This window comes from Streptomyces sp. AC627_RSS907 (assembly GCF_019049165.1).
This window is the reverse complement of record NZ_JAGMUE010000064.1, coordinates 41,549-65,341: the sequence shown is the minus strand read 5'-3', so window position 1 is coordinate 65,341 and position 23,793 is coordinate 41,549. Positions and strand designations below refer to the sequence as shown.

Here is a 23,793-nt window from a genome sequence, read left to right as displayed (position 1 = left end):
GGTACGCCTGTCGTCGCACAGTGCACCAAAACGGCGCGCACGCAGGGACGTCTGCGGGTCGCGGTGCGCGTTTTCCGGCCATGACCTGTGATCCTTCTCGCTCCCACGGGAGGCGCCCGGACGGCTCCCGCACTATCGTCGTCCGAACGACCGTCGAACGGATGCCGAACGAATAGTCGAACGTATGGTCGAGTGAAGGGCCGGCCGGGCGGCCTGGCGGTCGGAAAATACGGGGCAAAGCGGGCGCCGGTCAGGTGGAACGAGGGTTGCCTGCGTCTGCCTCCGGGGGTGGTGCGAGCCTCGTAGGGTTCGCAAGGACAGCACTCCGCGTACACCGGCGCGGGACGAGCGGGGCGGGAGGCCGACGAGGCGTGGCGAATGCGGAGCACAGTGGGCGACCGGCGGAGGCTTTCGGAGCCCCCGCCGTCGATGCGACCAGAGCGCGGCTGCGCCTCACGCGGCTCGGCCTGTGGGCGGTCGCCGCCATCCTCGGCGTGCGGCAGCTGGCCACGGTCCTCGGCACCCCGAGCGGGGAACGGCTGACGGACCTGGAGACCTGGGTCGGGGAACACGGCGTCCTGCACGTGGAGGGGTCCCTGTACGACTCCACGCAGTTCACCGGCACCCCGTTCGTCGGCCTGGTCCTCAAACCCTTCACCCGCGCCGCCGAGCACGCCCTCGGCTGGGGCTGGACCTTCGGCTCACTGCTGCTGGTCGTCGCCCTCGGCCTGGTGGCCGCCCGCGCCCTGCCCCGGCCGGTGGGACGCCGTACCGCGCTGCTGGCGGCGCCCGTGGCCGTCAGCCTGCTCATGCTGTCGCTGCCGGTGCGCAACGCGCTGTGGCTCGGCCAGACCAGCATCATCCCGGTGCTCCTCGTCCTGCTGGGCTGCTTCGCCGTACGCGGTGCGCACAGGGACCGGATCGGGGGCGCGCTGATCGGCGTCGCCGCCGCGTTCCAGCCGACCGTGCTCCTCTTCGTCCCCCTGCTGTGGTTCACCGACCGCCGGCGGGCCGCCGTGTCCACGGGCGTCACGTTCCTCGCCTGCACCGCCCTCGCCTGGGCGGCCATGGCACAGGACTCCTACACCTACTGGGTCCACCACATGGCCGGCGTGGGCCTGGGCGGCGAGGCCGACGACCTCGCCAACCAGTCGCTGCACGGCGCCCTGCTGCGGATCGGCCTCTCCGGCCCCCTGGAGACCGCGCTCTTCCTCGTCCTCGGCACGGCCGTCGCGGTGCTCGCCCTGCGCCGCGCCGTGCGCTACGCCCGCGACGGCCAGCTGCTGCTCGCGGTCGCCGTCACCGGCTGCGCGGCCGTCGTGGTGTCGCCGGCCACCTGGCAGCACCAGCTGCTGTGGGTGCTGCCCGCCGTGGTCGGCCGGGTCGGCAAGCGCGCCTCCGACCGGTACGTGTGGCCGGTCGCCGTCGTCCTGGTGATGACGCTGCCCGCGAAGATGATGCTGCCGGACATGGCGTCCCTCTACCCGCTGCGCGACAACGTCGTGCTGCTCGCGGCGCTGGCCGCCGCCGTGGCGGTGCCCTTCCTGCCCCGGACCTCGCCGTACTTCGACACCCCGGTCCCCACGAGCTACGCGGCCCCGGTCCCGGCCCGCTTCAAGCGCGTCCCGCTGCTGCCCTTCCTGCGCCGGGTCCTCACCCGCCCCAACCTCCTCCTCGAGCTCCTGCTCATCCGGGTCACCTACGCCGCCTACTCCCAGGTTCGCCTGGCGGCGACCGGCGGCAGCAACTCGGCCGGGCGGGCCCGGGCCGAGGAGCACGGCCGGCAGATCCTCGACATCGAGCGCTTCCTGCACATCGACATCGAGCACGCGATCAACCACGCGGTGGTCGGGGTCGGCTGGCTGCGGGGCTTCTTCGACTTCTACTACACGTCGTTCCACTTCGCCGTCCCGCTGACGGTCCTCGGCATCCTGTACTGGCGCCGCCCGGTCGACTACCGCTGGGCCCGCGCGTCCCTCGGCTTCGCCACGCTGCTGGCCCTGGTCGGGTTCTGGCTGTACCCGCTGGCCCCGCCGCGGCTGATGCCGGGGCTCGGGATCATCGACACGGTGCACGGAGTGCAGGACTTCTCGAAGCCGGACTACGGCACGCTGACGCACCTGACCAACCAGTACGCGGCGATGCCGTCGCTGCACTTCGGCTGGTCGCTGTGGTGCGGGCTGGCGATCGCGATCATCGCGCCGAAGGTGTGGATGAAGGCCCTGGGCCTCCTCCACCCCCTCTTCACCGTCGCGGCGATCGTGGCGACCGGCAACCACTGGGTGCTGGACGCGGTGGGGGGCGCGGCCGTGGTCGTGGCGGGCTTCGGCCTCACCTACCTGTTCCAGGGCCCAAGGGCCCGGACGACGACCGCGGCGACCGCGGCCCCCGGCACGGCGGAGGGCGCGGCGGAAACCCCGGCCGGGGCGGCCAGGACAGGCCACTCCGTGGCCGGGGCCCCGGGTGGGGTGGTCAGGGTTCCGGCGTCGTCGGCCGGTGCTTCGGCCCGGTCGTCGGCCGACGGGGCCGGGTCCGGGGCGGATGCGACGGGGACGCCGGCCGGGGCGGTCCCGCGCCCGGGCGACGTGGCCCAGGGCCCGGCCGGGGCGGCCCGGGGCCAAGCCTCCGGGGCGCAGGGCCCGGTCGGGGAGGTCAGGAAGGGGCGGCCGTTGGCCAAGCCTCCGGCCCAGGCGGCCAGGAACCGGGCCGGGGCGGCCGAGGCGTCGGCCAGGACCCCCGCCGAGGTCCCCGCCGAGGTCACGGACCAGGCCCCGTCCGGGGGCACGCCCGCCGCCCCGGGAGCGGACGTCAGCAGTGATCCCGCGCCGTCGGCGAAGGGCCGTACCGGGAGCTGATCCGGTACTCGCCCGGCGCCGGGACGGTCAGCCGTGTGAACTCGCCGTCGCGGGTGAGGCACCCGCCGTCGGTGCGCAGCCACGGCGACCAGGCGACCCGCACGGTCACCGGTCCGGGCCGGTCCGCGCGCAGGACCAGGTCGGTGCTGGTGGTCGTCACGACGGTGCCGGGCGCGGAGACGAGCGGTACGGCGTCCCGCACCCGGTACACCTGCCAGTGCTCGTCCTGCCAGACGGGCTCCAGCCAGTCGGGCCGCAGGTCCGGGTCCCGCACGAGCGCCGCCTCCTCCTCGGCGGGGCCGTCCGGCCTGCCGAGGGGCAGGACGACGAAGCCGACCGCCCAGCGGTCCAGCCAGGCCCGGTACGTGGCCGCGGAGAAGGTGCCGTCGTAGAAGAGGCGCCCGCGTTCCACGTCGAGCTGCCGGTTCCAGCCGCGGGCCATGTTGACGTGCGGGGCGAGCCCGACGGCCTCCCGGTGGTTGCGGGCGGGCACGACCTCCACCCGCGTGCGATCGGCACCGAGTCCGTCCAGCGCCCGCACGACACCCTCCGTCTCGGCGGCCCAGGCGGGCACGACGGTGGACACCCTCAGATCGTCGACGGTCTTCTTCCCCACCCACCCGACGGAGTACACGAGCGCGACGACCAGCAGACCGCACACGAGCCGCCGCAGCCGGGGCGCCGTGAGCCAGGACGGTGCGAACCGGGGCAGCGGGGGGTGGGGCCCGGTGAGCCCGGGAGCGCCGAGCAGCGCCGCGAGCAGCACGGCGGGCGCGAACAGCTCCGCGAACCGCTCGACGTTCGTGCCGACCGGCGAGGCAATGAGGTACGTCAGCACGGTCCCGACGGCGTAGACGGCCCCGCTCCACCGGGCGATCCGCCATGTGCGCGGCGCCAGCACGGCGACGGCGAGGCCCAGCAGGGCCGGCGGCCATATTCGGTCCGCCGCCATGGGCTGCTCCCCGGTGAAGGGGAACAGCAGCGTGGTCAGCCCGACGACGGCGGCGGGCGGTACGAGGAGCACGAGGGCGCGCCCCCAGTCCCGTACGAGCAGGAACGCGGCCCCGACGACGGCCAGGAACAGTCCGGCGACCGGCGAGGCCATGGTGGCGAGCGCGGAGTAGGCGGCGGCGAGGAACAGCCGCCTCTCGCGGGTGAGCAGCACGCAGGCGGCCAGGGCGAAGGCGACGCCGAGCGCGAAGGTCGTGCGCCCCGAGGCGACGTTGCACCACAGGGCGAGGGAGGCGAGCAGCGCGGGCCACAGCGGTGTGCGCACGCCGGCCCGCACGGTCAGCACGGCCGCCAGCCAGGAGGCGGCCAGCCCGGACACCACGGTGACCGTGCGCACGCCGAGCGCGGCCATGAGGTACGGCGAGATCACGCTGTAGTTGGCGGTGTGCATCCCGCCGTACCAGAACAGCCCGTAGGCCGAGGAGCCGTGCCGGGAGGCGAAGTGCGCCCACGCGTCCTGCGCGGCGAGATCACCGCCACCGGTGGCGAGAAACGCCCACCACACCGCGTACAGCGGCACGGTGGGCAGCGTGGCGAGCAGGGGCACGCGATACCGGTGCCCGAAGGCACGCAGGGCGTCGCTCGGCCGTCTGTCCGTACGCCGTTCTGGCCGGGGGACGGTGACTTCGGCAGGGACCACGGTCGGGGCTTCCGTTCGGGTTCGTAGGGCGTGCCCGGCGTGGACACACGTGCGAAGACGATAGAACGAACGGAAACGTTGACCGTGGCCGGCCGTCGCTCAGCCGCCGAGGAGGCCCGGCCGAGGAGGTCCGGCCGAGGAGGTCCGGCCGAGGAGGTCCGGCCGAGGAGGGACGTGACGGCGCCGAGGTCGAGAACGCGCTCACTTACGATGGCGGGGATGACCGCGGGGTGGACCACCCTCCGCCGCAGGGAAGGGGCGGGAGCCGATGAGCCTTCGTCAGTACGAGTACGCCCTGGCCGTTGCCGAGGCGGGCTCGGTGACCGCGGCGGCGGAGCTGCTGCACGTCGCCCAGCCGTCGGTGTCCCAGCAGATTCGCGGCCTGGAGCGGGAACTCGGCGTGCAGCTGTTCGCCCGTACCCCGACGGGACTGGTGCCCACCGTGGTCGGCCGTGCGTTCCTGCGGGAGGCGGAGGTCGCGGTGAACGCGGCGCGGAGGGCGAGGGCGACGGCGCGGGCCGGTGCCGACGAGCTGGTGGGCGAGCTGGTGGTCGCGGTGCAGATGGGCTTCGGCACCCAGCAGCTTCCGGGCGCGCTGGGCGCGCTGCGTCGCCGCTTCCCGCGGCTGGAGGTCACCGTCTTCGAGGAGCCGAGCTCCGCCGAGCTGGACCGGCTGTGCCGCCGGGGTGTGCTGGACCTCGCCCTGATGGCGGCGTGCGAGCAGAGTCCGGACCACGCCCACCACCTCGGCGACGAGGAGTTCGGTGTGGTGCTGGGCGCCGGGCACCGGCAGCTCGCCGCGGACCGGGTCGCGCTGGGCGACCTGGCGGGGGAGCCGTGGGTGAGGTTCGACCGCGACAGCGCGCTCGACAGCGTGCTGCTGCACGTGCTGCGGGAGGGCGCTCTGTCCCCGACGACGGCCGGCCGGGTGTCCCAGACGGCGACGGCCGTGCGCTGGGCCGCCCAGGGGCTGGGGGTGACGCTCGTACCGGCCTCCGCGGTGCCCCACGGGTACGAGCACCTCGTTCGCCCGGTGTTCCCGGCCGTGTCCCAGCCCGTCATCGCCGTGGTCCGGCAGGGCGCGGGCCCGGCGGAGACGGCCCTGCTCGAACTCCTGCGCAAGGAGACCTGGTCCCGGCCCGCCTCCTTCTCGCCGGTTTCCTGACGGACGGGAAGGAGCCGGGTGCCGCCGCCGGGTCAGAGCTGGGTGGCGCCGCCGTCCACGGGGAGCTCGACGCCGGTGGTGTAGGTCGCGTCGAAGGCGAGGAAGGCGGCGGCCCCGGCGATCTCGTCGGGGGTGCCGAAACGCCGCATGGGATTGTCCGCGATCCGCTCCGCCTTGAACTGCTCGGCGGCCTCCGCCGTCATCGTCTGCTCCAGAGCGCCCGTGTCGACGGGGCCGGGGCTGACCGCGTTGACGCGGATGCCGCGCGGAAGCAGCTCGCGGGAGAAACTGCGGGCCATCGAGCGCAGCGCCGCCTTGCCCGCCGCGTAGACACTGGTCTCCAGCATGCCGACGACGTTGGCGATCGAGGTGGTGAAGACCACGCCGGCGCCCGTGCTCAGCAGCGGGGCGAGCGTCTGGACGGTGAAAAAGGCCCCCTTGACGTTGATCGCGAACAGTTCGTCGTACTCCGCCTCGGTCGTCGACCCGAACGGCGTGAGGGCCGCGATGCCGGCGTTGACGAACAGGGCGTCGATCGTGCCCAGCTCGTCCCGCACGCGGTCGGCCAGGGCGTCCAGGTCGGACAGTGAGGCCACGTCGCCCTGGACGGCCACCGCGTTCTCGCCGAGCCGCTCCCGGGCGGCGTCCAGCACGGCCTGGGAACGGCCGGTGATCACCACGCGGGCTCCGCCGTCCACCAGGAGCCGCGCCATCGCGAGCCCTATGCCGTTGCTGCCACCCGTGATCACCACGTTCTTGCCGCTGTACTTACCCATGCCGGACATTTCCTTCGTTCATTCTCGCGGGGATTCGGGGATTCAGGGATTCAGGGATTCGAGGATTCGGGGACTGGCCGGTGGACCGCCGTCGGCGTCAGCCCCTGGGGAATTCGCCGCCGTCCACGACGAGATTGCTGCCGGTCAGCCAGCCCGCCCGGTCGGACACGAGGAACAGCACCGCGTGGGCGAGGTCGTCGGGCCGGCCGTCGCGTCCCAGTGGCGCGGTGTCGTCGGCATTGGTCTCGCCCGGCGCCGCGTCCAGACGCGCCCACAGCTCCCGCGTCGCCTCACCGCCGGGGGTGGCGACCCGGCCGGGGCTCACGGTGTTGACCCGCACTCCGAACGGGGCCAGCTCCAGGGCCAGTCCCCGGCTGTAGTTCTCCAGCGCCGCCTTCGCCGCCGTGTAGTGCAGGAACGGCGGCGCCGAGGTGGGGACCGCGGCCGAGGAGACGTGCACGATCGTTCCCGAACGCCGTTCCCGCATCCCCGGCACCAGCAGAGAGTCCAGCCGCACCGACGCCAGGAGGTTCAGGTCCAGGGCGTCCTGCCACTCCTCGTCGGGGATGTCCGAGGCGCTCTTGTGCGGTCGCGCCCCGCCCGCGTTGTGGACCAGGACGTCCACCCCGCCGAGCACCTCCCGCGCGGCCGTGGCGAGCGCCTCCGCGCCGGCCCGTGTCCGCACGTCGGCCTGGACGAAGGCGGCCCCTTCCGGCACCGTGCTCGTCGCCGACCTGGCGGTCGTGAGCACCTCGGCGCCCGCGTCCAGGAGCCCGCGCACGACGGCCGCTCCGATGCCACGGGAGCCACCCGTCACCAGAGCCCGCTTGCCCGAGAGTTCCCGCGTTCTCGATTCGCTCCCGTTCCCGTTCCCATTTCCCTTTCCGGTTCCGCCGCCGTTTTCTTTTTCGTCCGTGGCCATGTGACCGGTCCTCTCATGAATTCCTGCCGGAAATCTCGGTGATCATCTCGGCGAGTTGTTTCACGGTAGATCGGGGGAATGGAGAGAGGCAAAGACGAAATGTCAGCAGGGGGTATAGGGGATTCCTATGGCACCCCCGTCGCAACCGGGCGGACGAAGGCGGACCCGGCGAAGGCGACATGGCGATGGCGGGCACGGCGAAGGCGGCGGCCCCGGGGATCAGGGGGCCGCCGCCTTCGGTATGGGGGAGCGGGGGTGGGCCGGGTGTCAGTACCAGCCGTTGGACTGCCAGAAGCTCCACGCGCCGCAGGCGCTGCCGTAGCGGTCCTTCATGTAGTCCAGGCCCCACTCGATCTGGGTGGCGGCGTTGGTCTTCCAGTCGGCGCCGGCCGAGGCCATCTTCGAGCCCGGCAGGGCCTGGACCAGGCCGTAGGCACCGCTGGAGGCGTTGGTGGCGTTGACGTTCCAGTCGCTCTCGTGATCGACGATCTTGGCGAAGCACTGGTACTCGGCCGAGTTGCCGATCATCTTCTTCGCGGTCGCCTGGGCCGAGGAGGCCGGCGTCGCGGCCTGGGCGGGCGCGGCGGCGATCAGGGTGCCGCAGGTGGCCGCGGCGACGGCGGCACCGGCGAGGGCCTTCTTCGGGGTGGCGACGGTGCGGAGGAGGGAGGCGGCGGTCAACAGGGGGCCTTTCTTCGGGGACGGGGGCGTCGGCGCACACGGCCCGGTCCGCACGGTGTGCGGGGTGCGCGTCCGCACGGGGTGCGGGGTGCGCGGCGGGGCGTGCGTCGGCGCCGCGGCCCGTGGGGGCGTTGGCGCCTGGCGACTGCTTCAGAGAAACAGGCCGGTCCCCCGTCCGCAATCACCCCTTTTGCTAGGGGTGGTCGTAGGTGGGGGAGTGCGCGGCCGGGTGAGGGGCCCGGCGCTCGGCCCGTCGCCTACGGCCCGGCTTCGTAGGTGAACCGGGTCACGTGGGGCGGCTCACCTCGTCGGCCCCCTCGAAGGTGACCGGGGTCTCGAACGCCGCCCGTCGTGTGGCCCGGCGCAGTGCCTTCAGGACCGGGGTGCCGAGCACGAGGGTCAGTACGACGGTCACGGCGGCGCGACCGCCGTCCCAGCCGAGGGACGTGGCCAGGCAGTAGGCGACGAAGCGGGCCAGGTTGGCGGGGACCGACGCGTCCGGGTCGAAGGAGATGTTCGAGGCCAGGGTGTTCATGAAGGTCCAGCCCGCGAGGTTCATCACCGTGCCGTAGGCGAAGGCGGCCAGGAAGCCGTACGCGGCGAGCATAAGCAGCTCCGCACGGCCGCGCAGGCGGTCCGGGAAGGGCAGCAGACCCGCGCCCATCGTGAACCAGCCCATCGACAGCATCTGGAACGGCATCCACGGCCCCACCCCGCCCGTGAGCAGCGCGGACGCGAACATCGTGACCGAGCCGAGCACGAAGCCGAAACCGGGGCCGAGCACCCGTCCGCTGAGGACCATGAGGAAGAACATCGGCTCCAGGCCCGCGGTCCCTGCGCCGATGGGGCGCAGCGCCGCGCCCGTCGCTGCCAGGACGCCGAGCATCGCCACGGCCTTGGGGCCGAGGCCCGACTCCGAGATCGTCGCCGCCACCACGGCGACCAGCAGCACCAGCACGCCCGCGAACAGCCACGGCGCGTCCTGCGCGTGGGCGTTCAGCGAGGCCTCGGGGGGAGACAGGAAGGGCCAGCCGAAACCCGCCACGCCCACCGCGCTGACCAGGACCAGGGCGGCGACCGAGCGGGGGCCCAGGCGCACGGCGCGGGCCTGGCGGTCACGCCGTGTGCGGGGAGCGTCGCCGGTCGTGCGGGGAGTGCCGCCGGTCGTGCGGGGAGTGTCGCCGGTTGTGCCGGGAGTGCCGCCGGTCGTGCCGGGAGTGCCGCCCGTCGTGCCGGGAGTGTCGCCCGTCAGGTCAGAGGTGCCGTCGGTCATGCCAGGGCCTCCCGCACCTGGGCCACCGTCAGCCACTTCCGCGGCGCGAGCACCTTGGCGACCTGCGGCGCGAACGACGGGGAGGCCACCACCACGTCCGCCGCCGGACCGTCGGCGATCACCTCGCCCTCGGCGAGCAGCACGACCCGGTGGGCCAGCTCGGCGGCCAGCTCCACGTCGTGCGTGGCGAGCACGATCGCGTGGCCGTCGGTGGCCAGCGCGCGCAGGACGCCGGCCAGCCGGGCCTTCGCCGCGTAGTCCAGGCCGCGCGTCGGCTCGTCCAGGAGGAGCAGGGGCGGGCGGGCCGTGAGGACGACGGACAGGGCGAGGGTCAGGCGCTGGCCCTCGGAGAGGTCGCGGGGGTGCGTGTCGTCGGTGACGCCGGGGAGCAGCCCGGACAGCAGGGCGCGGCAGGTGCCGGGCGCCGCGCCCGCGTCCCGGTCGGCGGCGCGGCACTCGGCGGCGACCGTGTCGGCGTACAGCAGGTCGCGCGGCTCCTGCGGGACCAGGCCGACGCGGCGCACGAGGTCGCGGGGGGCGGTGCGGTGCGGTACGGCGTCGCCGGCGCGGACCGTGCCGGCGGACGGTTCGACGAGGCCGACGAGGGCGGAGAGCAGGGTGGACTTCCCGGCGCCGTTGCGGCCCATCAGGGCGACGGTCTCGCCGGGGGAGACGGTGAGGTCGACGTGGCGCAGGGCCTGGACGCCGTCGCGCCGGACGGCGAGGGAACGGATCTCGGCGGCGTACGGGGTGGGCGGCGCGACGGCCCCGGAGGGCTTCCGGCGTGGCAGCAGGCGTCGGAGGGCGGCGGAGCCGGCGGGCCGGGGCGCGGGGAGGGCCGGGCGCGCGGGGGCCGACGGGACGTGGGCCGACGGCGCGTGGTCCGCGATCTCCCGGCCGGCCAGCCGTTCCCGCAGCGGGGCCGCGCGGCGGCGGGCGTCCCGGATCGTCAGCGGCAGCGGGGACCAGCCCGCCAGCCTGCCGAGGCCCACCACCGGCGGGTACACCGGGGACACGGCCATCACGTCCGCCGGGGGCCCGAGGAGCGGCGCCGCGCCGGGGGCCGGGAGCAGGACGACCTGGTCGGCGTACTGGATGACGCGCTCCAGGCGGTGCTCGGCCATCAGGACCGTCGTACCGAGGTCGTGGACGAGGCGCTGGAGGACGGCCAGGACCTCCTCGGCGGCGACGGGGTCCAGGGCGGAGGTCGGCTCGTCCAGGACCAGCACGTCGGGGTGCGGGGTGAGGACCGAGCCGATCGCCACCCGCTGCTGCTGGCCGCCGGAGAGCGTGGCGATGGGGCGGGCGCGCAGGTCGGACAGGCCCAGCAGGTCGAGGGTCTCCTCGACCCGGCGGCGCATCACGTCCGGGGCCAGGCCCAGCGACTCCATGCCGTAGGCGAGCTCGTCCTCGACGGTGTCCGTCACGAAGTGGGAGAGCGGGTCCTGGCCGACCGTGCCGACCGCGTCGGCGAGTTCGCGCGGCCTGTGGGTGCGGGTGTCGCGGCCGGCCACCGTGACCCGGCCCCTGAGGGTGCCGCCGGTGAAGTGCGGCACGAGGCCGCTGACCGCGCCGAGCACGGTCGACTTGCCGACCCCCGACGGGCCGGCGAGCAGCACGAGCTCGCCCTCGGGGACCTCGAAGTCCACGCCCCGGACGGTGGGCCCGGCCGCTCCGTCGTACGTCACGGACACGTCCTCGAAGCGGATCACGACGGCTCCCTGGCGGGTACGGGGTGGGGGGCGGGGGTGACGAACGCCGGGAGCAGGCCGACGAGTACGGCCGCCGCCGGCCAGAGCGGCAGGGTGGGGGCCACCAGCGGGACCACGCCCGGGTGCAGCGCCGCCGGGTCGCGGTCGGCGGCGAGGAACAGCAGGGCCGCGACCGCCGCGCCGGAGGCGGTGACCAGCCAGGCGCGGGCGTCCCAGCGGTCCGGGCGGTAGCGGGTGCGGACCGACCGGCGACCGCCGAGCCACAGGCCCCCGAGCGCGGCGGCGACGCCGACGAGGAGGACGGGCACGCCGTACGTGCCGCCCGCGGCGGTCAGCAGCCCGTACGTCCCCGCGCAGACGCCGAGCAGTCCACCCAGGGTGAGGACGGCGGTGGTACGGCGCACGGGGGCGGGGACCTGGGCGGTACGGCCGTAACCGCGGGCGTCCATCGCGGCGGCGAGGGCGACGGAACGCTCCAGGGCGCCCTCCAGCACCGGCAGCCCGACCTGGAGCAGGCCGCGTACGCCGGTGTCCGGGCGGCCCCGCAGGCGGCGGGCGGCGCGCAGGCGCTGGACGTCGGCGATGAGGTTCGGGGCGAAGGTGAGGGCGACGACGACAGCCACGCCCATCTCGTACAGGGCACCGGGGAGGGACTTGAGGAGGCGGGCGGGGTTGGCGAGGGCGTTCGCGGCGCCCACGCAGATGAGGAGGGTGGCCAGCTTCATCGCGTCGTACAGCGCGAAGGTGAGTCCCTCCGCGGTGACCCGGCCGCCGAGGCGGATGCCCTGGGCCCAGTCGGGGAGGGGGACTTCCGGGAGGGTGACGAGGGTGTGGGTGCCGGGGATGGGGGAGCCGAGGACCGTGGTGAACAGGAGGCGGATGAGCAGGACGGCGAGGGCGAGCTTGACGAAGGCGCCGTAGGAGCGGGACCAGGGGGCGTGGGTACGGCGGACGGTGACGACGTAGGCGGAGACGGCGACGAGGAGGGCGAGGAGGAGGGGGTTGGTGGTGCGGGTCGCGGCGGTGCCGAGGGAGAGGGCCCAGAGCCACCAGGCGCCGGGGTGGAGTGCGGTGCCTCGCTGGTGCCGGGGGAGGGGCACGTCGGCCGGCGCGGGCGGGGCGCCGCCCGCGCCCGTCCTCCCTCGCCCTCGGCTTCGCCCGAACGGGGGGACCCCGATCGCCCCGGCGGCACGACCGTCCGCAGGCCGGGCTGCCCGCGCGGTACGACTGTCCGCAGGCCGGGCTGCTCCGGTGGCACGACTGTCCGCAGGGTCAGTCGGTGGCATTCCTGCGCCGCCTTGCCTGCCAGGCCCCTGCCGCGCCCAGGGCGGCGATGACCGCGATGCCCGCGACGAGGCCGACCGACGGGCCGTCGTCGTCCGACGTGCTCTTCTGGTCCGGGGACTGCTCCGGGGCCGCGGTGGACGTCGCGTCCCCCTTCCGCGACACCTGCTCCCCGCACCCCGACTCCGGGTAGCCCGCGATGGCGCACAGCAGGGCGTTGGTGTCGTAGCGGAGCGGGCCCGCGACGGCGGCCAGGGCGTCGGCGGTCGTCGCGTCGGGGGAGACCTGGGCGCAGGCCGTACGGCCCTTCGGCGGGGTCTCGCCGGACGGGGCGTCGGACGCCGTACCGAAGTCGAGGACGAGGGCGACGCGCTTGCGGCCCTCCTCGGCGGGCGTCCTCGCGCAGATCGTCGCGAAGTCCGCCGTGCCGCGCGGCCGGGCCGCGTCGGCGGAGTTCTCGCTCACCGCGAAGCGGAAGCCCTGGACGTCGCCGTCGGAGGGGCGGGCGAGGGACGGGCCCTGGGTCGCGTAGGCCCACTGGCCGCCGTCGCGGTCCCAGAAGGACCAGTACCGGTAGCCGGCGGCCTGCGCCTGGCCCGCGCCCGCGAGCAGCACGATCGCGGCCAGCAGCAGAGGGGCGAGGCGGCGGCTCACGGCTGCTGCCGCTTCTTCTTGTTGCGGCCGCTGAGCAGGAAGCCGACGCAGACGCCGATGCCGAGGACGAGGCAGACGCCGACGAACCACCAGACGCCGACGGAGGAGTCGTCCTTCTTCTCGTCCTTGGCGCCGTCCTCCTCGCTCACGGTCGCGGTGTCCGTCACGCGGGCGCCCGTGGTGGCCGGCCCCGTGGCGCCCAGCCGCTCCACCAGGTCCGTGCCGCCGAAGTCGCGCGGGTCGGTGCCCGTGGCGTGGGCGGCGAAGATCAGCTGGGCGTAGGCGGCGGGGCCGCTCTCCTCGGCCCACTTCGCGGCGTTCTTCTGCAGCCAGGCCAGCGGCTTGGCCGCCTTGTCCGCGCCGCCCTGCGCGGCGAGGGCGACGACGGCGTCGGCGGTGTTGCCGTAGTCGGGCTGGTCGGCGGAGCCGCCGAGCGCCGAGGTGAGGTGGCCGTCCTCGGCGACGGCGTCGGCGAGGTACGCGGCGCCGCTCGCGGCGGCCTGGTCCCGGGTCGGCTTCCCCGTGTGGGCGCAGGTGGCGGCGCCGGTCTTCTCGCCGGCCTCGGTGACCAGGCCCTTGCCGAGCGCGCCCAGGACACCGGCGGCGGTGGCGTCCGCGTTGGCGAGCAGCTTGCCGTCCTCGTCCGGCTGGAAGGCGAAGGCGCCCGCGCCCTTGTCCTTCGCGCAGGGCAGGGCGAACGTCAGCAGGGCGTCGTACGGGGTCCTGCCGTCCTTGACGACCTGCTCGGGGTCGGATTCCGTGGCGGTCAGCGCGCCGATGACGAGGGAGGTGGAGTTGGCGTCGCTGGGGCCGCCGGGGCTGTAGCCCCAGCCGCCGTCCTTGTTCTGGACGGACTTCAGCCAGGTGAGGGCGTCCTCGACGGCGTCACCGCGCCCGCCGACGGCCCACAGCGCCTGAACGGCGGCGGCCGTGTTGTTGGTGTCGGCCATGGTCTTGGCGTCGCACGCCTTGGTGGTGTCGGCGCGGTACGGGGCGAAGGCGCCGTTGTCGCACTGCTGGCCCGTGAGCCACTCCACGGCCTTCGACGAAGGGACCAGGCCCACGGTCTTCTGCGCGAGCAGCGCGAGGGACTGGCGCCAGACGCCGTCGTACTGGGGGTCCGCGGTGCCGTACAGCCCGGAGGACCCGGACGCGGGTGCGGACGGGGAGGGCGACGGACCGGCGGCGACCGCGGGCGCGGCTGCGGCGCCGATCACGGCTATGGCGGCCAGGGCCGCGGCGCTGCTGCGACGGCGGACGTTCATGAGCGGCGGGTGCCTTTCCCTGCGCGGGGCCGGGCGGCACGGGACACCCCGGGCGGCTCGGCCCCGTATGCCTCGACGGTGCCCGTGCTCCGGCGGGCGCCGGGCACGTGAGCCGGTCACGTCCGCGCGGGGCATTCCGGCTCACCGCCCGAGGAGATCTCCGAGGGGCCTCGGCGGGCGGCTCACGGTTGCGGGTCAGCGCCGGAATTGCACCGGCTTCCCCCCGTACGGGTGTGATGACGACGCGGCCACTTTACCCGGAGGCAAGAGGGCCGGGCCGGGCCGCCCGTCCGCTCGCCCCGGCCCGCGTCAGCTCGATCAGCCGGCACACCGTCTCGATGTCGACCTTGACCTGGGCGAGGGACGCGCGGCCGGAGAGCCAGGTGATCAGGGCCGAGTGCCAGGTGTGCTCGATGACACGGACCGCGGAGAGCTGCTCGGGGGTCGGGTCCTCCAGGCCGCCCATCGCGTCCAGGATGATCGCCGTGGTCCGGCGGGAGACCTGGTCGACCTCCGCGGAGACGCTGCGGTCGGCGAAGGTCAGGGCACGGGCCATCGCCTCGGCCAGCCGGGGTTCGCGTTGCAGCGCGCCGAAGGCCCGCATCAGGGTCAGCGCCACCCGGTCCGCCGCGGTCTCACCGGCCGGCGGACTCTTGCGCAGGGTGCCGTGCAACCGCTCCAGCTGGTCCTGCATGGTGGCGACCAGCAGGTGCACCTTGGACGGGAAGTAGCGGTACAGCGTGCCGAGGGCGACCTGCGAGGACTCCGCGACCTCACGCATCTGCACCGCCTCGAAACCGCCCCGGCAGGCCAGCCGGGCGGTCGCGTGCAGGATGCGGCGGCGGCGTGCCTCCTGCCGCTCGGTGAGGGGAGGGGCGGCGGAGCGCTGCGCGGGACCGGCCCCCTCCGCAGCGTGCTTGTCCACCTCGGTCACCTTCTCCCCGTGGTCCGCCCGGCCGTCCGCCGCGCCGTGGCGTGAATCACCTGATCCACTCGTCACAGCATTCCTACCTGCCGGTAGATTCGGATCCTCCGACGATCAAGCCGGCGATCAAGCTGACGATCAAGTCTGAAACTTGTTCTAGATTATCGTCCGACGTAGTGTCGCGGGACAGCGCAGTGAGGAGGGGGTCCGGAGTGACCGCTGAGGCCAGTCAGGAGGGTCCCCGCCCGGAGCCCGCCGCCGACGGATCGCGACCGCTCCGCATCGCACTGCTCACCTACAAGGGGAACCCGTTCTGCGGCGGCCAGGGCGTCTACGTCCGCCACCTCTCGCGCGAACTGGCCCGCCTGGGCCACCGGGTCGAGGTCATCGGGGCCCAGCCCTATCCCGTGCTCGACGAGGGCCTGGAGGACCGGCTGTCCCTCACCGAGCTGCCCAGCCTCGACCTCTACCGCCAGCCCGATCCCTTCCGCACCCCCAGACGCGACGAGTACCGCGACTGGATCGACGCGCTCGAGGTCGGCACGATGTGGACCGGCGGCTTCCCCGAACCGCTGACGTTCTCCCTGCGCGCCCGCCGCCATCTGCGTGCCCGCCGCGGGGACTTCGACGTCGTCCACGACAACCAGACCCTCGGGTACGGGCTCCTCGGTGACGTCGGCGCCCCCCTCGTCACGACCATCCACCACCCCATCACCGTCGACCGGCAGTTGGAGCTCGACGCCGCCGGCTCCCGCAAGCGCCGGTACTCCGTGCGCCGTTGGTACGCCTTCACGCGCATGCAGAAGCGCGTCGCGCGCCGGCTGCCGTCCGTGCTCACCGTCTCCGGCACCTCCCGCCAGGAGATCATCGACCACCTCGGCGTACGGGACGACCGCATCCACGTCGTCCACATCGGGGCCGACACCGACCTCTTCTCGCCCGATCCGTCGGTGCCGCGGGTGCCGGGCCGCATCGTGACCACGTCCAGCGCCGACGTACCGCTCAAGGGCCTGGTCTTCCTCGTCGAGGCGCTGGCCAAGGCGCGCACCGAGCATCCCGGGGCCCACCTCGTCGTCGTCGGCAAGCGGCCCGCCGAGGGCCCCGTCGCCCAGGCGATCGAGCGGTACGGGCTCGCCGGCGCCGTCGAGTTCGTCAAGGGCATCCCGGACGCCGAGCTGGTCGACCTCGTGCGGTCGGCCGAGGTCGCGTGCGTGCCCTCGCTGTACGAGGGGTTCTCGCTGCCGGCCGCCGAGGCCATGGCGACGGGAACGGCGCTGCTCGCCACGACCGGCGGAGCCGTCCCCGAGGTCGCCGGACGCGACGGGGAGACCTGCCTCGCGGTGCCGCCGGGCGACGCGGGCGCGCTGGCCGCCGGACTGAACCGGCTGCTCGGCGACCGGGAACTGCGGGCCCGGCTCGGCGCGGCCGGACGCGAACGCGTCCTGCGGCACTTCACCTGGGCCCGCGCCGCCGAGGGCACGGTCGCCCGCTACCGCGAGGCCCTCGGCGCCTCCTCCACGACCGGTCCGAGGATCGTGCCCGCGACCCCGGCCACCAGTGATACCGGCGTCTACCCCGAAAGCAGGGCCACGTGCTGACCGTCGACTTCTCCCGGTTCCCGCTCGCCCCGGGCGACCGCGTCCTGGACCTCGGCTGCGGCGCCGGCCGGCACGCGTTCGAGTGCTACCGGCGCGGCGCCCGCGTCGTGGCGCTGGACCGGAACGGCGAGGAGATCCGCGAGGTCGCCAAGTGGTTCGCGGCGATGAAGGAGGCCGGCGAGGCCCCGGCCGGCGCCACCGCCACGGCGATGGAGGGCGACGCGCTGGCCCTGCCCTTCCCGGACGCGTCCTTCGACGTCGTCATCATCTCCGAGGTGATGGAGCACATCCCCGACGACAAGGGCGTCCTCGCCGAGATGGTCCGCGTCCTCAAGCCCGGCGGGCGCATCGCCGTCACCGTGCCGCGCTACGGCCCCGAGAAGGTCTGCTGGACGCTGTCCGACGCCTACCACGAGGTCGAGGGCGGCCACATCCGCATCTACAAGGCCGACCAGCTCCTCGCCCGCATCCGCGAGGCGGGCCTCAGGCCGTACGGCACCCACCACGCGCACGCGCTGCACTCGCCGTACTGGTGGCTGAAGTGCGCCTTCGGCGTCGACAACGACAAGGCGCTGCCGGTGCGGGCGTACCACAAGCTGCTGGTCTGGGACATCATGAAGAAGCCCCTGGCCACCCGGGTCGCCGAGCAGGCGCTGAACCCGCTGATCGGCAAGAGCTTCGTGGCCTACGCGACCAAGCCGCACCTGCCGCCGGTGGACGCCGCGTGACCTCTTCCCGCACTCCCGGCACGCCCCGCACTCCTCGCACCGAACACCTCGTCCTGCCCGGAGTCCTCACCGAGGCCGAGGCCGCCGCGACCGTCCGGGGCATCCTCGCCGTCCAGCGCGAGGACGGCGCCATCCCGTGGTTCCGCGGCCACCACCTCGACCCGTGGGACCACATCGAGGCGGCGATGGCCCTGGACGCGGCCGACGAGCACGAGGCCGCCGAGCGGGCGTACGCATGGCTGGCCCGGCACCAGAACCCCGACGGTTCCTGGTACGCGGCGTACGCCGACGGCGACTTCGCCGACGTCACGGACCGCGGCCGGGAGACCAACTTCGTCGCCTACGTCGCCGTGGGCGTCTGGCACCACTACCTCGCCACCGGCGACGACACCTTCCTGGACCGGATGTGGCCCGTCGTCGTCGGCGCGGTCGAGTTCGTGCTGCGCCTGCAGCAGCCCGGCGGGCAGATCGGCTGGCGACGCGACGACGACGGCACGGACACGCCGGACGCGCTGCTGACCGGCAGCTCCTCCGTCCATCACGCGCTGCGCTGCGCGCTCGCCATCGCGGAGCAGCGCGAAGAGCCGCAGCCCGACTGGGAGTTGGCGGCGGGCGCCCTGCGGCACGCCATCCGCCGCCACCCGGAGCGGTTCCTGGACAAGGGCCGGTACTCGATGGACTGGTACTACCCGGTGCTGGGCGGCGCGCTGACCGGTACGGAGGCCAGGTCCCGCATCGCGGAGAGCTGGGACCGTTTCGTGGTCCCGGGCCTCGGCGTGCGCTGCGTCGTCCCCAACCCGTGGGTGACGGGCGGCGAGTCGGCCGAACTCGCGCTCGCCCTCTGGGCGGTGGGCGAGTCCGACCGCGCCCTGGAGATCCTCCAGTCGATCCAGCACCTGCGCGACCCCGACAGCGGCCTGTACTGGACCGGCTACGTCTTCGAGGACGACGCCGTGTGGCCGCGCGAACTGACCACCTGGACGGCCGGCTCCCTGCTCCTCGCCGTCGCCGCCCTCGGCGGCCACGAGGCCACCTGCCAGGTCTTCTCCGGCGACCGTCTGCCGAGGGGCCTCGACCCGGACTGCTGCGTCTGACCGCCGCGCGGCCTCAGCGCCGGTGGAGGCGGTTGGCGATGGCGTGGCCGACGAAGAGGTAGACGACCGCGGCCAGCCCGTAGCCGGCGACCACGCGGGCCCAGGCCTCGTCGAAGGTGAAGAGGTCTCGTGACCAGCCGGCGAGCCAGTTGGCCGCGTCATGGACGAACTGAACCAGGTCGTTGGCCCGGTTGGCGTCCAGCAGGTACATCAGAATCCACAGTCCGAGGATGACGGCCATGATGTCCGCGATCACCGCGACGGCCGTCCCGGCGGAGTTGGAACCAGTGCGATATCGAGGGGACATGTCTTCCGTCTGACCCCGGATGCTCCGGGGAAACCCACGGCCCCCCGCCCGGGAGTTCCGGTGCGAGGGGCCGTCGGGGTGGAGCGGGCGGACAGGTGCCGGTCAGCCGCGCTGGATGCCCGAGGTGTCCTGCAGGACACCCCGGCGGCCGTCCTGCGTCTGGGCGACCAGGTTGGCGCCGCGCTGCTCGACGGCCAGGTACCAGGTGCCCGGCGCCAGCTCGGCGATCGGCGTGGGGGAGCCGTCCTCCGCGAACAGCGGACGCGGCACCGGCACGGCGAACCAGAACGGCGAGAAGTCCGCGGCCGGCTGCGCCTGCGCCGGCTGCGGGGCGTGCGGCTGCGGGGTGTGCGGCTGCGGCTGACCCGGCTGCGGCTGGCCGCCGAAGGACTGGCCCGGCTGGCCCGGCTGACCGGGCTGCCCCGGCTGGGCGCCGTACGGCTGCTGCTGCGCGCCCGGGTAGCCGTAACCACCCTGGGGCTGGCCGCCGTAGGGCTGGGGGGCGGCCGGACGGGGGGCCGGGACGAGGGAGCCCTTGAGGGCGGGGACCAGCGGGGTGGCCACGGCGGCGGCGGCCATGACCAGCGTGGCGACGAGGGCGAGGATCAGACCCGTACCGGCACCGAGGCCGTCGGTGAGGCCCCCGTCGCCGTCGAAGGCACCCGCCGGGTCGAAGATGTTGCCGAGCGCGCACCAGGCGGCGAAGACCGTGAACGCGACGCCGAACTGGCCGAGGTCGAGGCCCGCCACCTTCCTGGGCTGCGGCAGGGCACGGGCCACGATGACGAGCGCGGCACCGAGGACGCCCGCCAGGACGACACCGAGCACGACCGGCCCACTGCCCCACAGGCTGGGAATGTCGGCGCTGTCCGAGGCGCCTTCGATCGAGTAGATGTCGAGGAACGACGCGATGAACAGCAACACCGCTGCTCCGATCACCACGCCGTCGCCTCGAGTGAGGGAGCGGATATTCACTTCAGGTCCTTCGTAGGTCGTCTCGTCGTCGGTAGAGGCGTCGCTGTCACGATGTCGCCGAAAGGTTCCGGTGTGAAGCGCGGGGGTGGCCCCTCATCGTACGGACGACACTATCGTCCGCACCTTGCGGCTGTCCGCAGGGATCGGGGCGGTGATCGCTACCCGCGCAGGAAACCCACGATTCCCTCAGACATCCCCCGTGCCGCCTTCTGCCGCCAGTCGCCGCTGGTCAGCAGGGCCGCGTCCGTGCTGTCCCGCATGTTGCCGCACTCGATGAACACCTTGGGAACCGTTGACAGATTGAGACCGCCCAGGTCCGTGCGCGTGACGAGACCGGTGCCGTCTCCGACGTAGTTGGAGGGCGCGCTGCCCGTGGCGCGCACGAAGTTGCCCGCGATGCGCTGCCCGAGTTCGGCGGAGGGCGCGACGATGGCGCGGGTGTCGGCGGCGCCGTCGTGCACCGGGCCCGGCAGGATGACGTGGAAGCCGCGGTCACCGGCCCCCGATCCGTCGGCGTGGATCGAGATCGCGGCGTCCGCGTGCGCCTCGTTGCCGATCCGGGCCCGCTCGTCCACGCAGGGCCCGTAGGAACGGTCGCCGTCCTGCGTCAGTTTCACCGTGGCGCCCTGCTCCTCCAGCAGCGTGCGCAGCCGGTGGGCCACGTCGAGGGTGAACTTCGCCTCCGGCCAGCCCGCGTCGGTGGCCGTGCCCGTGGTGTCGCACTCCTTCCGGTGCGTGCCGATGTCCACCTTGCGGTTGATCTCGGTGGTGTGGCGGAAGTTGCCCGGGTTGTGCCCCGGGTCGATGACGACGACCTTCCCTTCGAGGGGGCCGGAGGCCGCCGCGGGCGCGGACCTCGACGCGGTCGCCGACGGCTTCCCGGACGCCGGGACGGACGGGGAACCCGTGGGTGTCCCGGCGCCCCCGGCCGAGGACGCGGGACCACCGGAGGACGGCGCCGGTGACGTCCGTACGCCGTGCGCGCGGTCCGTGCCGCCCGCGTCGTCCGGGCCGCCGACCGCCGCGTACACCCCCCAGCCGAGCAGCGCCCCGGGCACCAGCGCGGCGACCGCCACCGTCAGCGGACGGCGCAGCGGGGAGCGGCGGGGCCGGGGAGGTTCGAAGTCCGGGCCTGTGTACGACACGTCGGCGACTCTAACCGCGCCCTCGGGTCCCCGCGCCCGTTCGCCGCAGCACGCGCAGCGAGTCGGTCACCGAGACCTCGGTGAACGCGCCGGACGCCAGAGCCCTGAGGTAGACGCGGTACGGGGCCTGGCCGGTGAACTCGTCGGCCGGGTCCGGGAAGACGTCGTGGATGACCAGCAGGCCGCCGTCGGCCACGTGCGGCGCCCAGCCCTCGTAGTCGGCGCTCGCGTGCTCGTCGGTGTGGCCGCCGTCGATGAAGACCAGACCGAGAGGGGAGTTCCAGACCGACGCCACCTGGGGCGAACGGCCGACGAGGGCGACCACGTGCTCCTCCAGGCCGGCCCGGTGGAGCGTGCGGCGGAAGGTGGGGAGCGTGTCCATCACGCCGAGTTCGGGGTCGACCGTCTCCGGGTCGTGGTAGTCCCAGCCGGGCTGCTGCTCCTCGCTGCCCCGGTGGTGGTCGACGGTGAGCGCGCTCACCCCGGCCCGGCGGGCCGCGTCGGCGAGCAGCAGGGTGGAGCGCCCGCAGTAGGTGCCGACCTCCAGCAGCGGCAGCCCGAGCCCGCCCGCCTCCACGGCCGCCGCGTACAGAGCGAGGCCCTCGTGCGCGGGCATGAACCCTTTGGCGGCCTCGAAGGCGGCCAGGATCTCGGGGCTGGGTGCTGCCGCGGGCATCGGCTTCCTCTCAGTGGTGCGTACGTGCCGACGGCCCATGCTGCCGTACCCCCTGCCGGGCGTGCGGCAGGGGGTGCGGCGAGGGGGCGGGGGTGCGGGTCAGGCGGAGACGGTCTCGCCCGGCAGGAACAGGTCCAGGTCGACCGGCCGGTCGCCGCCCGTGTGGGTCGCCGCGTGGGCGAGCGGGCCGTGGCCCGTGGCGCGGGCGGCCAGGACGTACGGGCCCTCGGCGGGGACGGCGAGGGCGTAGCCGCCGTCCTCGGCGGAGAGGGTCGCGCCCGCCTGGCGGCCGTGCCGGTCGATCAGGGTGACCTTGGCGCGGGCGACGGGGGCGCCGTCGGCGGCCAGCACCCGGCCGCGGAATCCGCGCAGCGGCTCCCCGGCCACCGGCTTCCCGGCCAGGGCCTGTTCGGCGCGGGACAGGTTCGCGTCCTCCTCGCTGCTCGCGCGCAGTCGCGTGGTGGGCGCCGGGCTGCGGCGGGGGAGGAAGAAGGCCAGCGCCAGCCCGACGGCTACCGCGGCGGTCGCGATCAGGAAGGAGACGCGGAAGCCGTGCATGGTGGGCACGGCGACGCCGCCGACGTCGTTCGCCGTGTCGGCGAGCACCATGCCGATGACGGCGCTCGACACCGACGTACCGATGGACCGCATCAGGGTGTTGAGGCCGTTGGCCGCGCCCGTCTCCGAGGCCGGGACCGCGCCGATGATCAGCGCGGGCAGCGAGGAGTACGCGAGACCGATGCCGGCGCCGAGCAGCACCGAGGTGACGACGGTCTGCCAGGCGGCGCTCATCAGGCCGAGGCCGCCGGCGTAACCGATCGCGATGACCAGCAGGCCGGTGATCAGGGTCGTCCGGGGGCCGTAGCGGGCGGACAGGCGGGCGTACACCGGCGCGGTGAACATCATCGTCAGGCCCAGCGGGGCCACGCACAGGCCCGCGACGACCATCGACTGGCCGAGGCCGTAGCCGGTCGAGGAGGGAAGCTGGAGGAGCTGGGGCAGCACGAGGGAGACGACGTAGAAGGAGACGCCGACCATGATCGAGGCGAGGTTGGTGAGCAGGACCTCGCGGCGGACCGTGGTGCGCAGGTCGACCAGCGGGGCCGCGACGCGCAGCTCCATCAGGCCCCACAGGAACAGGACCACGGCGGCGGCGGCGAACAGGCCGAGCGTGGTGGCGGACGACCAGCCCCAGTCGCTGCCCTTGGTGATCGGCAGGAGGAAGAGGACCAGGCCGACGGAGAGGCCGAGCGCGCCCGGCAGGTCGAAGGAGCCCTTCGCGCGCAGCGGGGACTCGGGGACGACGAGCAGGGTCAGGGCGATGGAGACGACGCCGAGGCCGGCGGCGCCGTAGAACAGGGCGTGCCAGTCGGCGTGCTGGGCGACCAGCGCCGCGGCGGGCAGCGCCAGGCCGCCGCCGACGCCGATCGAGGAGCTCATCAGCGCCATGGCCGAGCCGAGGCGCTCACGGGGCAGCATGTCGCGCATCAGGCCGATGCCGAGGGGTATCGCGCCCATCGCGAAGCCCTGGAGCGTACGGCCGACGATCATCGGGAGCAGGGCGTCGGTGAAGGCGCTGACCAGCGCGCCGACCACCATCACGGACAGGCTGGCGATCAGCATGCGCCGCTTGCCGTAGAGGTCGCCGAGGCGCCCCATGATCGGGGTGGCCACGGCTCCGGACAGGAGGGTCGAGGTCAGGACCCAGGTGGCGTTGCTGGGCGAGGTGTCCAGGAGTTGGGGCAGGTCCTTGATGACCGGGACGAGCAGGGTCTGCATCACCGCGACGACGATGCCCGCGAAGGCGAGCACCGGGACGGTGGCCCCGCTCGCTTTCCGGGCGGGCTCGTCGGTCGTCGTGTGGGACATGGGGTGAGGCCTCCAGGCCGGTGTCGGCGAACGCGACGCGTGATCGGTGGTCTGCGATGTGTGCAGAATGAACCTCGTGCGCCCGGGCAACTATTCCGTTGCTTCGAACCCCTAACGAATTCTTGACCTTCTCTTGTAAGTCCCTCCGGTCAAGTCCCTCCGGTGCGCGCCTTCGTCAGCGGCCCGAAGCCGGGTCCGAATACCGATGCAAGGGGTGCACCCGGGTTGAGACCATGAC

The 23,793-nt window shown here is 74.0% G+C and carries 20 protein-coding genes and 1 riboswitch; of the genes, 5 read left to right on the top strand and 15 right to left on the bottom strand.

Annotated features, from left to right (window positions below; translation table 11 throughout):
• Positions 1-371: 371 nt before the first annotated feature.
• Positions 372-2,855 (top strand): phosphatase PAP2 family protein, encoded by a 2,484-nt coding sequence (locus KUM32_RS16065; RefSeq protein WP_308408668.1) that lies wholly within the window; start codon positions 372-374, stop codon positions 2,853-2,855.
• Here KUM32_RS16065 and KUM32_RS16060 read toward each other — a convergent pair.
• The gene (locus tag KUM32_RS16060) at positions 2,809-4,506 is read right to left on the bottom strand and encodes a glycosyltransferase family 87 protein (protein WP_217142570.1); all 1,698 of its coding nucleotides are present in this window, start codon (positions 4,504-4,506) and stop codon (positions 2,809-2,811) included. The two genes, KUM32_RS16065 and KUM32_RS16060, sit on opposite strands and share 47 nt — an antisense overlap.
• 268 nt (positions 4,507-4,774) lie before the next feature.
• Here KUM32_RS16060 and KUM32_RS16055 point away from each other — a divergent pair, with 268 nt between their 5' ends.
• Entirely contained in the window at positions 4,775-5,671 is an 897-nt protein-coding gene (locus KUM32_RS16055; protein ID WP_217142569.1) for a LysR family transcriptional regulator, read from the top strand.
• A 32-nt stretch (positions 5,672-5,703) separates the two neighbouring features.
• Here KUM32_RS16055 and KUM32_RS16050 read toward each other — a convergent pair whose 3' ends face one another.
• From KUM32_RS16050 to KUM32_RS16010, 9 genes are all read right to left on the bottom strand, one after another.
• Positions 5,704-6,447, bottom strand: coding sequence for an SDR family oxidoreductase (locus tag KUM32_RS16050; protein ID WP_217142568.1), 744 nt, complete (start codon positions 6,445-6,447; stop codon positions 5,704-5,706).
• A gap of 97 nt (positions 6,448-6,544) precedes the next feature.
• The gene (locus tag KUM32_RS16045) at positions 6,545-7,369 is read right to left on the bottom strand and encodes an SDR family oxidoreductase (RefSeq protein ID WP_217142567.1); all 825 of its coding nucleotides are present in this window, start codon (positions 7,367-7,369) and stop codon (positions 6,545-6,547) included.
• Between the two features lie 267 nt (positions 7,370-7,636).
• Entirely contained in the window at positions 7,637-8,050 is a 414-nt protein-coding gene (locus KUM32_RS16040) for a transglycosylase SLT domain-containing protein (protein WP_217142566.1), read from the bottom strand.
• Between the two features lie 286 nt (positions 8,051-8,336).
• A complete protein-coding gene (locus KUM32_RS16035; RefSeq protein ID WP_254405640.1) occupies positions 8,337-9,323 on the bottom strand; it encodes an ECF transporter S component in 987 nt (328 codons plus the stop codon).
• On the bottom strand, positions 9,320-11,035 hold the full coding sequence (locus tag KUM32_RS16030; protein ID WP_217142565.1) for an ABC transporter ATP-binding protein: 1,716 nt from the start codon (positions 11,033-11,035) through the stop codon (positions 9,320-9,322). Before KUM32_RS16030 ends, KUM32_RS16035 begins: the two co-directional genes overlap by 4 nt.
• Positions 11,032-12,213 carry an energy-coupling factor transporter transmembrane component T gene (locus KUM32_RS16025; protein ID WP_217142635.1) on the bottom strand — a complete coding sequence of 394 codons (1,182 nt, stop codon included), beginning with the start codon at positions 12,211-12,213 and terminating at the stop codon, positions 11,032-11,034. The genes KUM32_RS16030 and KUM32_RS16025 overlap by 4 nt, the downstream gene beginning before the upstream one ends.
• Before the next feature lie 94 nt (positions 12,214-12,307).
• Positions 12,308-12,973 (bottom strand): SCO2322 family protein, encoded by a 666-nt coding sequence (locus KUM32_RS16020; RefSeq protein ID WP_217142564.1) that lies wholly within the window; start codon positions 12,971-12,973, stop codon positions 12,308-12,310.
• Positions 12,970-14,238, bottom strand: coding sequence for a prenyltransferase/squalene oxidase repeat-containing protein (locus KUM32_RS16015; protein WP_217142563.1), 1,269 nt, complete (start codon positions 14,236-14,238; stop codon positions 12,970-12,972). The genes KUM32_RS16020 and KUM32_RS16015 overlap by 4 nt, the downstream gene beginning before the upstream one ends.
• A 107-nt stretch (positions 14,239-14,345) precedes the next feature.
• Positions 14,346-14,501: riboswitch (cobalamin riboswitch) on the bottom strand.
• Positions 14,492-15,172: a TetR family transcriptional regulator gene (locus KUM32_RS16010; protein ID WP_217142562.1), complete on the bottom strand. Its 681-nt coding sequence runs from the start codon at positions 15,170-15,172 to the stop codon at positions 14,492-14,494. (Overlaps the previous riboswitch by 10 nt.)
• Before the next feature lie 203 nt (positions 15,173-15,375).
• On the opposite strand from KUM32_RS16010, the gene KUM32_RS16005 reads away from it, so the two are divergent.
• Genes KUM32_RS16005 through KUM32_RS15995 form a run of 3 tightly spaced genes read left to right on the top strand, consistent with a single transcriptional unit; the run spans position 15,376 to position 18,583 of the window.
• Positions 15,376-16,761 carry a glycosyltransferase family 4 protein gene (locus KUM32_RS16005; RefSeq protein WP_217142561.1) on the top strand — a complete coding sequence of 462 codons (1,386 nt, stop codon included), beginning with the start codon at positions 15,376-15,378 and terminating at the stop codon, positions 16,759-16,761.
• A complete protein-coding gene (locus tag KUM32_RS16000) occupies positions 16,755-17,489 on the top strand; it encodes a class I SAM-dependent methyltransferase (RefSeq protein ID WP_217142560.1) in 735 nt (244 codons plus the stop codon). Before KUM32_RS16005 ends, KUM32_RS16000 begins: the two co-directional genes overlap by 7 nt.
• Positions 17,486-18,583: a prenyltransferase/squalene oxidase repeat-containing protein gene (locus KUM32_RS15995; RefSeq protein ID WP_217142559.1), complete on the top strand. Its 1,098-nt coding sequence runs from the start codon at positions 17,486-17,488 to the stop codon at positions 18,581-18,583. Before KUM32_RS16000 ends, KUM32_RS15995 begins: the two co-directional genes overlap by 4 nt.
• A 13-nt stretch (positions 18,584-18,596) precedes the next feature.
• Here the strand turns inward: KUM32_RS15995 and KUM32_RS15990 are convergent, their stop codons facing one another.
• The 5 genes from KUM32_RS15990 to KUM32_RS15970 all read right to left on the bottom strand — a co-directional run bounded on the left by KUM32_RS15990 (position 18,597) and on the right by KUM32_RS15970 (position 23,555).
• Positions 18,597-18,890 (bottom strand): hypothetical protein, encoded by a 294-nt coding sequence (locus tag KUM32_RS15990; RefSeq protein WP_217142558.1) that lies wholly within the window; start codon positions 18,888-18,890, stop codon positions 18,597-18,599.
• A gap of 102 nt (positions 18,891-18,992) precedes the next feature.
• Positions 18,993-19,865, bottom strand: a complete 873-nt coding sequence (locus KUM32_RS15985; protein WP_217142557.1) for a DUF5336 domain-containing protein — start codon at positions 19,863-19,865, stop codon at positions 18,993-18,995.
• 158 nt (positions 19,866-20,023) lie between these two features.
• Positions 20,024-21,010, bottom strand: a complete 987-nt coding sequence (locus tag KUM32_RS15980) for an N-acetylmuramoyl-L-alanine amidase (RefSeq protein WP_217142556.1) — start codon at positions 21,008-21,010, stop codon at positions 20,024-20,026.
• Positions 21,011-21,020: 10 nt separating this feature from the next.
• On the bottom strand, positions 21,021-21,686 hold the full coding sequence (locus tag KUM32_RS15975; protein ID WP_217142555.1) for a class I SAM-dependent methyltransferase: 666 nt from the start codon (positions 21,684-21,686) through the stop codon (positions 21,021-21,023).
• Positions 21,687-21,785: 99 nt separating this feature from the next.
• Positions 21,786-23,555: an MFS transporter gene (locus tag KUM32_RS15970; protein ID WP_217142554.1), complete on the bottom strand. Its 1,770-nt coding sequence runs from the start codon at positions 23,553-23,555 to the stop codon at positions 21,786-21,788.
• Positions 23,556-23,793 lie beyond the last annotated feature (238 nt).

What these genes read in the sequence shown, in the direction of transcription:
- KUM32_RS16055 (WP_217142569.1), top strand. Translation starts at nt 4,775, where the DNA reads ATGAGCCTTCGTCAGTACGAGTACGCCCTGGCCGTTGCCGAGGCGGGC.
- KUM32_RS16050 (WP_217142568.1), bottom strand. Translation starts at nt 6,447, where the DNA reads ATGGGTAAGTACAGCGGCAAGAACGTGGTGATCACGGGTGGCAGCAAC.
- KUM32_RS16045 (WP_217142567.1), bottom strand. Translation starts at nt 7,369, where the DNA reads ATGGCCACGGACGAAAAAGAAAACGGCGGCGGAACCGGAAAGGGAAAT.
- KUM32_RS16035 (WP_254405640.1), bottom strand. Translation starts at nt 9,323, where the DNA reads ATGACCGACGGCACCTCTGACCTGACGGGCGACACTCCCGGCACGACG.
- KUM32_RS16015 (WP_217142563.1), bottom strand. Translation starts at nt 14,238, where the DNA reads ATGAACGTCCGCCGTCGCAGCAGCGCCGCGGCCCTGGCCGCCATAGCC.
- KUM32_RS15990 (WP_217142558.1), bottom strand. Translation starts at nt 18,890, where the DNA reads ATGTCCCCTCGATATCGCACTGGTTCCAACTCCGCCGGGACGGCCGTC.
- KUM32_RS15975 (WP_217142555.1), bottom strand. Translation starts at nt 21,686, where the DNA reads ATGCCCGCGGCAGCACCCAGCCCCGAGATCCTGGCCGCCTTCGAGGCC.
- KUM32_RS15970 (WP_217142554.1), bottom strand. Translation starts at nt 23,555, where the DNA reads ATGTCCCACACGACGACCGACGAGCCCGCCCGGAAAGCGAGCGGGGCC.